6 protein-coding genes and 1 CRISPR repeat array are annotated in these 10689 nt (G+C 61.5%); of the genes, 2 read left to right on the top strand and 4 right to left on the bottom strand.

Going from position 1 to position 10689, the window contains the following annotated elements; translation table 11 throughout:
• Window positions 1–1221: a CRISPR direct-repeat array (repeat unit 36 nt; unit sequence GTTGCCGCTGGACCGCGATCTCTGAGTGGTTATGAT).
• Between the two features lie 72 nt (window positions 1222–1293).
• The 3 genes from cas2 to cas9 are packed head-to-tail and all read right to left on the bottom strand — an operon-like array spanning window position 1294 to window position 5877.
• A complete protein-coding gene (gene cas2 / locus WA070_RS13425) occupies window positions 1294–1599 on the bottom strand; it encodes a CRISPR-associated endonuclease Cas2 (RefSeq protein ID WP_422634435.1) in 306 nt (101 codons plus the stop codon).
• Window positions 1600–1628: 29 nt separating this feature from the next.
• Window positions 1629–2552: a type II CRISPR-associated endonuclease Cas1 gene (cas1, locus tag WA070_RS13420; RefSeq protein ID WP_422634434.1), complete on the bottom strand. Its 924-nt coding sequence runs from the start codon at window positions 2550–2552 to the stop codon at window positions 1629–1631.
• 25 nt (window positions 2553–2577) lie between these two features.
• Entirely contained in the window at window positions 2578–5877 is a 3300-nt protein-coding gene (gene cas9, locus WA070_RS13415; RefSeq protein WP_422634433.1) for a type II CRISPR RNA-guided endonuclease Cas9, read from the bottom strand.
• A gap of 318 nt (window positions 5878–6195) precedes the next feature.
• On the opposite strand from cas9, the gene WA070_RS13410 reads away from it, so the two are divergent.
• On the top strand, window positions 6196–7905 hold the full coding sequence (locus WA070_RS13410; RefSeq protein ID WP_422634432.1) for a thiamine pyrophosphate-dependent enzyme: 1710 nt from the start codon (window positions 6196–6198) through the stop codon (window positions 7903–7905).
• Window positions 7902–9542 (top strand): FMN-binding glutamate synthase family protein, encoded by a 1641-nt coding sequence (locus WA070_RS13405; RefSeq protein WP_422634431.1) that lies wholly within the window; start codon window positions 7902–7904, stop codon window positions 9540–9542. The genes WA070_RS13410 and WA070_RS13405 overlap by 4 nt, the downstream gene beginning before the upstream one ends.
• A 132-nt stretch (window positions 9543–9674) precedes the next feature.
• Here the strand turns inward: WA070_RS13405 and WA070_RS13400 are convergent, their stop codons facing one another.
• Window positions 9675–10649 carry a fumarylacetoacetate hydrolase family protein gene (locus WA070_RS13400; RefSeq protein ID WP_422634430.1) on the bottom strand — a complete coding sequence of 325 codons (975 nt, stop codon included), beginning with the start codon at window positions 10647–10649 and terminating at the stop codon, window positions 9675–9677.
• Window positions 10650–10689: the final 40 nt, after the last annotated feature.

Here is a 10689-nt window from a genome sequence, read left to right as displayed (position 1 = left end):
GTTGCCGCTGGACCGCGATCTCTGAGTGGTTATGATTCCTGACTTGTTCAGGACGCAGACTAAGGGGTTGCCGCTGGACCGCGATCTCTGAGTGGTTATGATGCCACGATGCCATGGATCAGGATGAAGGCAGTTGCCGCTGGACCGCGATCTCTGAGTGGTTATGATTTCGGCGTCGGTGATGGTGGGGGCTTCTAGTTGCCGCTGGACCGCGATCTCTGAGTGGTTATGATGCCTAGTTCTGCTTCGGCATCGGTGATGGTGTTGCCGCTGGACCGCGATCTCTGAGTGGTTATGATCGCGACCTGCCAGTATACGGCGCGGCGCTAGTTGCCGCTGGACCGCGATCTCTGAGTGGTTATGATGCAATCAGGCCACCTGCGCCGATGCTTTCGGTTGCCGCTGGACCGCGATCTCTGAGTGGTTATGATGGAAGGACAACCTCCCCCGCCTCGCTGGCGTTGCCGCTGGACCGCGATCTCTGAGTGGTTATGATAGCGCCAGCGGGCTTCTCATCAGGCTTTGGGTTGCCGCTGGACCGCGATCTCTGAGTGGTTATGATGACACGCATCCTCACGTTGAACGCAACGCGGTTGCCGCTGGACCGCGATCTCTGAGTGGTTATGATCCGTCGCTTGCGGTAGCTGCCGCCGCCCTGTTGCCGCTGGACCGCGATCTCTGAGTGGTTATGATCCGCGACCAGATATAGTCGCCGTCGTCCAAGTTGCCGCTGGACCGCGATCTCTGAGTGGTTATGATAACCTGATTACCCGCTACATCGCTTGGCGCGTTGCCGCTGGACCGCGATCTCTGAGTGGTTATGATTTAGCCATCACAAAGCCAAGGAGGCCGGTAGTTGCCGCTGGACCGCGATCTCTGAGTGGTTATGATGATAGCAAGCCACCACCCTGCGCAGCCTTTGTTGCCGCTGGACCGCGATCTCTGAGTGGTTATGATTCTGGCCGATAACGGATGCGGACACGCGCAGTTGCCGCTGGACCGCGATCTCTGAGTGGTTATGATTCAAGACTTACAAGCGCGGCGCTGACGGCAGTTGCCGCTGGACCGCGATCTCTGAGTGGTTATGATTCATGGACGAAATTCTTGCGCTGCCTACCTGTTGCCGCTGGACCGCGATCTCTGAGTGGTTATGATCTCAAGCAAAGTCACCACAACCCCGGTGTTGTTGCCGCTGGACCGCGATCTCTGAGTGGTTATGATGGATTGTTGGTTATCGTATTGAAATATAATGCGATAACCAACAATCCATCACCACAAAAATCCTGCGAATCATCAGAATAGCGCAAGCTGGTCGGGATTTTTCCGTTGTCGTTTGCGGCGTTGTCCAGAGAATCGCACGATATTTTCATATTGTCGGTCCGTGAAACTGAGGATGTGGACGTCGCCGCGATCGGGTAAATGCGATTCGACTCTACGCATGTAGGTTTCGAACTGTTCTTTCCCGTTGCAGAAGCGAGCATAGACGGAAAACTGGCTTTTTTCAAAACCTTCATCGAGCAGAAATTCGCGGAATTTGGTGGCGGCGCGGGCCTGTTCCTTGCTGGTGACGGGCAGGTCGAACATGACGAAAATCCACATCAGCCTGTATCCGCTTAATTGAGTCGCGCTCATGCCAGCAGCACATCCAGCCCGGACAGTTCCAGCGCTGGCGGTGGCACCGGCATTATGAGGTCGGCAGCCTGTCCGCTTTGAAAGGCGCGGGCCAGCGACTGGGCCGCGCGATTGGCTGCGCCCGCCACTGTGGTCGTGCCATCTGCGCCGGGCAGGTCGATCGCGATCAGTCCGGCGAAGGCGCGCTTGGCTTCGGGCGTTACCGTGTCCACGCCATGCGCGATCAGGCGCAGGGTAAGGGCATCGACTAACGGGCGGAACGGTTCGATCAGATCGTCGGCCAGCGCCATGGGATTGGTGCGGTTGGCGTGATGCACGCCTATCGATGGATGCAGGCCCGACGCGACGACCGCGCGGGCGCACAGCGACCGCATCACCGTATAGCCATAGTTGAGCAGGGCGTTGACGCCATCGGCGCTGCGGTCGCGGCGAAAATCTTCGCCCATCAGTAGCGGCCAGTAACGGCGCGCTGCCTGCGCCTCGACATTATCGGGATCGCCCGATCCCACGCGTCTGGCCAGCAGATCGAAGGCGCTGGCCGACACTTTGTTGGCTTCCAGCACGGCGGCCTGCCAGCGGATTTTGGCGATGATGATGCGACGCCAAAGCTGTTTGGACAGGGGCTTGCCCGCTTCCCATTGGGCGCGCATCCGGGCGTTCTGGGCGTGATGGCCGTCGAGTGGCAGGCAGACGGCGACCGGTGCATGGTTGGTGCCGCACAACAGCATGACAGCCCCGCGCTGCGCCAGGGCGACGATCAGGTTGGTGGACCAGGTGACGCCATGGGCGTGGACGATCACCGCCGCGACGTCATCGAGCGGCACCCGACCGACTTCCGCGCGATCCTGCGACACGATCAGGAAGCCGCGCAGGGCCGACAGGTGGCGACCGTCGGTTGCGATGTCCACGATCCGGTCCATGCCTGTCCGCTCCCCTCGTTTCCGTTCAGCTTCGCTTGCGTGGCTTGCGGCGGGCGGTGCGTGCGGGGAAACCGGGGTCGAGGACGCGGCCGATTTCGTCGATCCGCACCTGACGCGCCTTGGCTTTTTTCAGGCTGCTGGCCATGACGGCGACATATTTGAAGGGGTCTTCGTCAACGGCAATAGCGTCCCGGCGCTTGAGGTCGCCCGCTTCCTGCGGCGGGGCGAGAGTGACCTGACCGTTTTGACGAAACTTCACCACGCGCATCAATGTCCGTTCCTCTCCATCGCGTTCGATCGCCAGCAGGTCATTCTGGTGCAGGCTCAGCACCTTGCGCGCGGTCGGGTTGGCGGCGCGGATCGCCGATGCCCAACCGGGCTGATGCGCGTCGAATGTCGAAACCACTTCCGCCTGCCATGCGCCGTCCTTCATTTCCCACACGTCGTAACGATAGTTGGAGTCGCCTTTATATCCCTTGTAGATACGTCCATTCTGGTCGCGAATGGGGATGACGGTCAGCGGTTCGACCATGCGCAGGCGGCGAATGCGGGGGTAGGCGTGCCATTCGCGATCGCCAAATGTGGTGACCGCCTTTTCGAACGCCTTGCCCTCCAACCCTTCGAGATGGCGGTAGAGCGCGGCTTTCAGGTCCGCGTCGCGCACCTTGTCGATGTCCGCCAGTTTCTTGATGTTGGACAATGGCACCCGGCGCACGACGATGCTGTTGCCCCTGGCGTCCGTTTCGCCGGTGATGCCATAGGCGGTGTCATTGTGCAGGCGCCCGGCGGTGGCGTCCTTGCCCTTGGGCAGGCCAGCCTTGGACGCGGTGCCATGGTCGGGGCGGTGGCTGACGGTGATGGCGTTGACGGCGGTGCGCAGGTCGTCGCGGAAGGTGGGCCAAGGCGGGTCGATGATGATCCGTTCGCGGCCTTCCGCGCCTTCCTGACCGGACGCTCTGGCGATCTGCATCAGCAGTTTGCGATCGACAACCGCGACGACTGCCGCGTCGATGGCGTGGTGGCGATGATCCAGACGGTTCTTGGGCTGGTCTGACCCGCTAAAATTATGATCGGGCAACAGGTCGTTCAGGCCCAGCTTGCGCCGTACCATTTCGGTCAGCCGACCGGGCGATACCCAGACATGGCCGCTGCCTTCGCCTTTGTCGGGATAGAGGGCGGAGAGATATTCGCGGGCCAGTCGGGACAGATATTGTGTGTCCACCAGATGCCGGGCGAGGAAGCCACCTTCATCCTTGAACTTTTCCATGGCGTCCGGCTCGAACCGCCAGCGCTTGTTGCGGGGGAGTTGAGACGAGCGGGCTGAGATGGCGTCCCATTGGTCCGTGTGGCCCCATGCTTCAAAAGGCGACCGTTTGCGTTTTACGCGATTGGCTTCGCGCATGCAGATAATCTTGTTGCCGTTGCTGTCGTCCAGGGTGGCGGAGAAGGGGAGGATATGATCGACCTCGACCGCATCGGAAAACAGCATGTCGATGGAAATCTGCCGTCCGCTATAGATGCAGCGCCGGTCGAGCACGTTGGCGGGGTTTAGTTCCTCCCATAATTTGAGCAAGGCGCGGTTCGCGCCATTGTCGCGCTGGTTGATGGCCAAGAGTTTCTCGGATCGTTTTTCGGCTGCAATCCGGTTGTCGTTATTCTGCCGGTTGCGCTGTTTCTTGTCGTCGTCGGTCAGTTTCAGTTCGCGGGCCAGTTCGATGGCGATTTCAGCGGGTGGGCCATAAGCGCGGATCAGGGCATTGACGACGCGGCGCAACTGGTTGAGGCCGATATGCACGGTCGGGTTGGTCAGGCGTCCGACGCGCATTTCCTCCGCATCGGATGGTTCTCCCGTGCCGGGCATGATGTGCCGTTCCAGCGCGACGCCATAATAGGGCAGGGCGTCATGGACCACGCCATCGCGGAAATCGCTGTGATGACCAAGCCCGGCTAGCTCGACCGCCTCGCTATAGACGATGACGCGGCCGTCCTTTTCCCCGTCGCGCAGGGCGTCGATCAGCTTGCGGGTCGCAGTGTCGCCGAAGCGGCCATAGCCTGCGGGTAGGTGTGCGTTCGCTACCGCCTTCGCCTGTTCGGGCGTCAGGTCGTAGGTCGCGCCGACCCATGCGCGGAAATCGGCGTCCTCGGTTTCGCTTTCGATCGCTTCGAGCCGTTCGATGATGGCCCATTGTTCGTCGGGTGACAGATGGACCCAGCGATTGCCGAAGCGGATCTTGCTACCCATCAGCGCGGCGACTTCATCGCCTTTCAGGTCGGTGCGGTTTTCGCTTTCTTTATTGAAGCGCGCATCAGGGTCGAGTTTTAATCCCTTGCGCATACTCTCAAACTTCATCGCCTTGGTGGCGATCAATTTGCTGAATAGCGCATCGCGATCTTGCCGCGTCAGGCGCTGTGCCTTTTCTCCCGGCCTTACGATCATCAGCGCATTGATTTCCTCCAGCAAACGTCGCCGCTGGAAGAGGGGGTGGGCCTTGGGCAGGCGGCGTTCGCCGGGGATCAGCGTGCAGGTGCCGATCTGTGGCGTGCGCAGGGGGCGTTGGTGGAAGACGATCTCGAACAGGCGCTTATAGACGTCCGGCGTCAGCGTGTCGGGGTGGTGGGGGGTTTGGGCTTCCCAGATGGCTTCAAATTCAGCTTCGAGCAACGCGCGGCTGGGATAGAAATCATAGCCGTCGCCCTTGGCCCCTTCGCCGCTTTCGGGGCGCAAGCGGGTGCGGACGCTGAGGATGGCGTTGGCGTTGGTTGAGGATGAGCGGCGCTTGTGGAGGAACTCCCCGAAGGTGCGGGCGTCTGCCTCGACGATCTGCTCTTTAAGGCGATCGACGCCGATCGCGATCTTGCCTGCGTCGTCGTCGGCCTTGCGATCGGCTTTGCGGTTGCTCTTGAACCCGCGCCGCTGGTTGAGGTGAAAGAGTGCGCGGCCCAGATGATGGAGGGGGAGGGCTTCGTCCAGGGCTTGGGCGCGCAGGGCATAGGGGTCGAGTGGCTTAAGCGCTTCGCGTTCCGCCGCGTCGGCAGGGAACAGACCGTCGGCCGTCAGATATTTGAGGAGGGCGCGCTGGCGCTGTTGAAAGCGGTCGCGCCGCCGCCGCATGGCGCGGGCGTCGCGGCGGTCCACGGCGAGCGATGCGCCGGACTTGGGATCGCGGCCTGCAGCCGCACTGGCACTGAAGATGCGGGAGCCTGAGGCGAGGATGCCAATGGGTTCGTAGCGATCGCCGACTTTCTCCAACTCAATCGCGGCCCAGCCCAATGAATTAGCCCCAAGGTCCGCGCCCAGGCGCCAGATCTTTTTTGTGTCGGTCATGTGTTGCCCCTCATCCTCATATCGGAAATGGCGCAGAGCGAGCATGAGAGGTCAAGTCCGATTCCATACCGAAATGAAGCGGCCGAATAGCTGTTGACCACTACGCGCGATTTGATAGGATGGAAATTCAGAGATCGCGGTCTGGCGGCTAACAAGCAGCTAGTTTGCACCAGATAAGGGCGATGCTCCGGCGTCGCCTTTTTTCGTTGTGCGGGCCTTTTCGCGCCGCGCCCATCTTTATTGCTGATTCATGTCTGCCCGATGGGTCCAGTGTGGACCCCGTGCGTTCCTGTCGCAAATGCAGCAGGAAGACACCGCATGACCACAGTCGCACAGGTAATCGTCGCAACACTCCAGGCGGCGGGTGTGCGTCGCTGCTATGGCATACCGGGCGATACGCTCAACCATGTGACCGACGCGATCCGCACCAGTGAGATACGATGGGTGCATGTGCGGCATGAGGAGGCGGCGGGCTTTGCGGCCGGAGCAGACGCGATGCTGACCGGTGAACTGGCGGCGTGCGCGGGGTCTTGCGGTCCCGGCAGCCTGCACTTCATCAATGGCCTGTTCGAATCCCATCGCAATCGTGCGCCGGTCGTGCTGATCGCCAGCCAGATCGTGCGTGACGAATTGGGTTTCGATTTTCCGCAGGAGGTGGATTTCAAGTCCGTCTATGCATCCTGCAGCGTGTTTTGCGAGGAAATCCGCACGCCAGCGCAGGCGCGGCGGATGACGGCGATGGCGGCGCAGGCGGCGCTGTCGAAGCGCGGCGTGGCCGTGTTGATCGTGCCTGCGGACGTGTCGAGCGCGAAGGCGCCGGACGAGCCGGACTTTGCCGTGCATCGCGCCACGCCGGTCGTGCGGCCTTCCGACGCGGAACTGGATCGGCTGGCTGAGGCGATCAATGCGGGCAAACGGGTGGCCATCTATGGCGGGTCGGGATGTGAACTGGCGCATGATGGCGTGGTCGCACTGGCGGCGCGGTTGAAAGCCCCGGTTGCGCGAACGTCACGGGCGAAGGATTTTCTGGAGCATGACAATCCTTTCGACGTCGGGATGACCGGCATTTTCGGCAGCGAGTCCGGCTATCATGCGCTGATGTCGTGCGACGTGCTGTTGCTGTTGGGATGCGATTTTGCGTGGCGGCAATATTATCCTGAAAAGGCGACAATCCTTCAGGTCGATCTGGACGGGACGCATCTGGGGCGTCGTCATCCCGTTGATATTGGTGTGGTAGGCGATATCGGGCCGACGCTGGAGGCGCTGATCCCGCGTATCGTGCAGCGTGAGGACGATGCTTTCCTGCAAGACTGCCTGGAGCATCATCGCAAGGCGGAGGCCGCGCAGGACAGGCATGCCACGGTGGGCAAGGGTGGGGCGATCCATCCGCAATATCTGACCGAGACGATATCGCGCCATGCCGCGCCCGATGCGGTGTTTACCGCCGACGGCGGGTCGCCGATGGTCTGGTCGCTGCGGCACATCGCATCGACCGGGCGGAACCGGACGGTGGTGAGCCTGAGCCATGGGACGATGGCCAACGCCATGCCGCAGGCGCTGGGCGCGAAGGCGGCCTTCCCCGATCGGCAGGTTATTGCGCTGTCGGGTGATGGCGGCATCGCCATGCTGCTGGGCGACCTGTTGACGGCGGTGCAGGAAAAGCTGCCGATCAAAGTCGTGGTCTATAATAATGGCGCGCTGGATTTCGTGGAGATCGAGCAGAAGGTCGAGGGGTTGCTCGACGCCTATACCGATCTGGTCAATCCCGACTTTGCCCGCGTGGCGGAGGCGATCGGCTTTAGCGGGCGGCGGGTCGAGAAGGCGGAGGAACTGGACGGGGCGGTGCAGGCGTGGCTGGCCGAACCGGGACCGGCTTTGCTGGATGTGGTGACCGACCGATATGAACTGGTGATGCCGCCCAAGGTGGAGGCAGGACAGGTTGCGGGCATGGCGCTCTATTCGGCGAAGGCCATTTTCGGCGGGCGTGGAAAGGATGTCGCGGGCATCATCAGGAACCTGATTTCATGAGTGAGAACCACGGTAATATCGCGGACTCACTGTTCCGCGACCATGGTCTGTCGCGCAATGCGCTGTTGCTGGCGGGACTGGTGGGTAGCGTTGCGGCGGTGTTGGTTGGCGTTAACCATCATCGCGCGCTGTGGGCGTTGATCCTGTTCCTGCCGTTGCTGGTCATGGGGCTGGTCGACCTGTTTCAGACGCATCATTCGTTGCGGCGCAATTATCCGGTGTCCGCGCGCTTTCGCTGGTTTTTCGAGTGGCTGCGGCCGTTCCTGCGTTCCTATATCGTGGAGAGCGATCTGGACGGGCGGCCGTTCAGCCATGACGAGCGGGCGCTGGTCTATGCGCGGGCGAAGGGGGACGTATCGACCCATCCGTTCGGCACGGAGCTGGACGTCTATTCCGAAGAATATGAGTGGTTGCCCCACTCGATCGCGCCGTCGCGCCATGCGGAGAAATATACGCGGGTGCATGTCGGCACCGACCAATGTTCGCGCCCTTATCAGGCGGCGCGGCTCAATATTTCGGCGATGAGTTTTGGCGCGCTGAGCGGCAATGCGATCGAGGCGCTGAATATGGGCGCGAAAATCGGTGGTTTCTATCATGATACGGGGGAGGGTGGCCTGTCGCCCTATCACCTGAAACATGGTGGCGATGTGGTGTGGGAAATCGGGTCGGGCTATTTCGGCTGCCGCGATGCGCAGGGCAACTTCGAGCCTGAACATTTCAGGGAACGGGCCGTGCATGACGCGGTGGTGATGACCGAGATCAAGTTGAGCCAGGGCGCCAAGCCGGGCCATGGCGGATTGCTGCCCGGTCCCAAGGTGACGGCGGAGATCGCGAAGATCCGCGACATAGCGCAGGGTGAGGATTGCCTGTCGCCGCCCTATCACACGGCCTTTTCGACGCCACGCGGCCTGTTGGAATTTGCCGCGCAGATGCGTGACCTGTCTGGGGGGAAACCAGTCGGCATCAAGCTGTGCGTGGGTTATCCGCACGAACTGTTCGCTGTCGTCAAGGCGATGGTGGAGACGGAAATCCTGTTGGACTTCATCGTCATCGATGGCGCGGAAGGCGGGACGGGGGCGGCCCCGACCGAATTGTCCGATCGGGTCGGCATGCCGCTGCGTGAGGGATTGATGCTGGCGCGCAATGCGCTGGTCGGCGCGAACCTGAAAGGCAAGGTCAAGCTGGCCGCGTCGGGTAAGGTCAATTCGGGCGCGTCGATCGCCATGAATGCGGCGCTGGGTGCCGACTGGTGCAATGCGGCGCGGTCGTTCATGTTTTCGCTGGGCTGCGTGCAGTCGATGCGGTGTCACACGGACACCTGCCCGACCGGCGTCGCAACCCAGTCGCCCGCGCGACAACGTGCTTTGGTCGTGCCGGAAAAGGCGCAGCGGGTGGCGCGGTTCCAGAAGGCGACGCTTGATGCGCTGCACGACATCGTCGTTGCGGCAGGTCTTAATTCGCCCGACGAGTTCACACCCGATGGCCTGCGCCAACGGATCAACGCCGCAGAAATGCGGTCGTTCGATGAAATTTATCCCTTCGTCGAACCGGGCGAGTTGCTCGATGGAGCGCGTGATCCACGGCTGGCGGCATGGTGGCGGGCGGCCGATGTGGAGAGTTTCGCGCGCAAGGCGTGATCCATGCTGTTTTTTGACGCACCGCGAACATAACGGCGCGCGGAATGTCGAAGCATTTCAGGCCATGATTGCGTTTATGAAATGTATCGGCATGGCGAGACGACCATCATGCCGATGACGCTACGCCACGCATCATGGATGCGTGGCGATATGCGCCGCGACCCGCTGGTCGATCTCTCCAAAGATGCTGTCGTCTTCACCTGCGCGCATCCGCACATGATCGCCAAAGCTGAGGAATGGCGTGACGGGGTGTCCCTGTTCGATCATTTCGATCGCGCGTCGTTCGGAAATGCAGGTCGATCCCACTTGCCGGTAATCCGGGTTCGATACAGTGCCCGACCCTATGATCGTCCCTGCGCACAGAGGTCGGGTGCGCGCGGCATGGGCGATCAGATCGTGAAAGCCATATTCCATGGCATCGCCCGAGGGATTGCCGAACCATGCGCCGTTGACCTCCACACGCAGGGGCAGGCAGACCCGGCCATTGCGCCATGAATCACCCAGTTCGTCCGGCGTCACCGCGATCGGTGCTGCGCTGCACGCGGGTTTGGCCTGAATCCAGCCAAAGCCTGTCTTCATTTCGCGTGGCGCGACAGCGCGCAGAGACCAGTCGTTGATGAGCAGGATGAGGCGAATATGGGCCAGTGCGTCTTCCGCCGAACAGCCCATCGGCACGTCATCCGTGATGATGCCGAACTCGCCTTCGAAATCGATGCAGTCCGCTTCGGTCGGCAGTGCGACATCCTCATATGGGGCGAGGAAGCGATGGCTCATCCCCTGATACATCAGGGGAGGATAAGTTTCCAAGGTCGGGAGATCGAAGGCTTTTTGCATCAGTATGCCGTGATTGGCAAAGGCCGAACCGTCGAGCCATTGCCAAGTGCGCGGCAGCGGAGCGAGGAGCGTATCGCGACTGACGCTATCGCCGCCGCCTGCGTCCAGCGTGGCGGAAAGGGTTTTGGCATCGGCCAGCAACGCGTTCCAGTCAGTGATCGCATGCAGCAGATTAGGCCAGCGGGCGCCCATGGGCAGGCAGCGCGCGCCGTCCTGCGATACCAGCATCAATTCCCCGTCGGTCGTGCCGTTGGCGCGCGTTGCAAAACGCATGAATCCCTATCCTTCCAATAATCTCGATAGTGCCGATGCA

Source organism: Sphingobium sp. (assembly GCF_049304695.1).
Lineage (GTDB): Bacteria > Pseudomonadota > Alphaproteobacteria > Sphingomonadales > Sphingomonadaceae > Sphingobium.
The sequence above is the reverse complement of the archived record's forward strand: the minus strand, read 5'-3'. Positions and strand labels throughout refer to the sequence as shown.

Coding starts and splice junctions, on each gene's coding strand:
- cas2 (WP_422634435.1), bottom strand. CDS start 1,599: ATGTGGATTTTCGTCATGTTCGACCTGCCCGTCACCAGCAAGGAACAG.
- cas1 (WP_422634434.1), bottom strand. CDS start 2,552: ATGGACCGGATCGTGGACATCGCAACCGACGGTCGCCACCTGTCGGCC.
- cas9 (WP_422634433.1), bottom strand. CDS start 5,877: ATGACCGACACAAAAAAGATCTGGCGCCTGGGCGCGGACCTTGGGGCT.
- WA070_RS13410 (WP_422634432.1), top strand. CDS start 6,196: ATGACCACAGTCGCACAGGTAATCGTCGCAACACTCCAGGCGGCGGGT.
- WA070_RS13405 (WP_422634431.1), top strand. CDS start 7,902: ATGAGTGAGAACCACGGTAATATCGCGGACTCACTGTTCCGCGACCAT.
- WA070_RS13400 (WP_422634430.1), bottom strand. CDS start 10,649: ATGCGTTTTGCAACGCGCGCCAACGGCACGACCGACGGGGAATTGATG.